1 protein-coding gene and 1 pseudogene are annotated in these 975 nt (G+C 54.6%); both read left to right on the forward strand.

Annotation, left to right across the window (positions count from 1 at the left end; translation table 11 throughout):
- Positions 1 to 273, forward strand: a pseudogene (locus BGP75_RS00035) (hypothetical protein); the annotation flags it as partial.
- 22 nt (positions 274 to 295) lie between these two features.
- Positions 296 to 975, forward strand: a 680-nt coding sequence (gene istB / locus BGP75_RS00040) for an IS21-like element helper ATPase IstB (protein WP_076713784.1), incomplete at its 3' end; no start/stop codon positions are given.

Here is a 975-nt window from a genome sequence, read left to right on the forward strand (position 1 = left end):
GTGGTCCCGGCGCGACCTTACAAACCCAAGGACAAATCCAAGGCCGAGGTGGCGGTGCTCAGCAATGCGAAAAAGTACGGTCGAAACAGATTAGACAACGCTTGCCGCCGAGCACTGCTAATCAACTCGCCCACTCGTAGCAGTGTGGAATCCATCCTCAAGCAAGGGCTGGATCAAGTCCCGCTGAAGCAAGAGGCGATGACCTCTGTGCAAGAAGAGCAACTGAGTCTGGACTGCCACGAAAACCTGCGCGGCGAAGCCTACTACCACTGATGATTAGCAAGGAAACAAAGTCATGATGAATAACCAAACTCTGCAAATCCTACGTACCCTCAAGCTCACTGGTATGGCTGACGGTCTCGAGCAGCAACAGTCACAGCCCGGGACACATGAAGAACTGGGGTTCGAGGAGCGGTTGGCGCTACTGGTGGATCGAGAAACCACCTACCGGCATAACAATAAAATCAGTCGCCTGCTCAAAAGCGCCAAGCTTAAACTTCAGGCTTACCCGGAAGATATTGATTACCGCCACCCACGAGGGCTTACCCAAAGTCAGTTCGCCGACCTCCTCAGTAGTCAGTGGATACACCAGCACCACAATGTTCTGATCACAGGGCCAACAGGATGCGGAAAAACTTATCTTGGCTGCGTGCTGGCCACTCAAGCCTGCCGCCAAGGGTTATCGGTGCGCTACTTCCGCACCTCACGCCTGCTGGAAATGCTCAGTATTGCCCACGGCGATGGACGCTTCCCCAAGATTATCCAGCAACTGGCCAAGACGGATCTTCTGCTACTGGACGACTGGGGGCTGGAGAAAATGACGCTTAGTCACCGCAACGACCTGCTGGAGATTATGGAAGACCGGCACGGCCTGAAATCCACGCTGATCACCAGCCAACTGCCGATTACGCAATGGCATAAAGCTATCGGCGATGCCACGCTGGCTGACGCCATCCTGGATCGGCTGCTACACAA

The sequence above is a fragment of the Motiliproteus sp. MSK22-1 genome (assembly GCF_001968815.1).
Lineage (GTDB): Bacteria > Pseudomonadota > Gammaproteobacteria > Pseudomonadales > Balneatricaceae > Motiliproteus.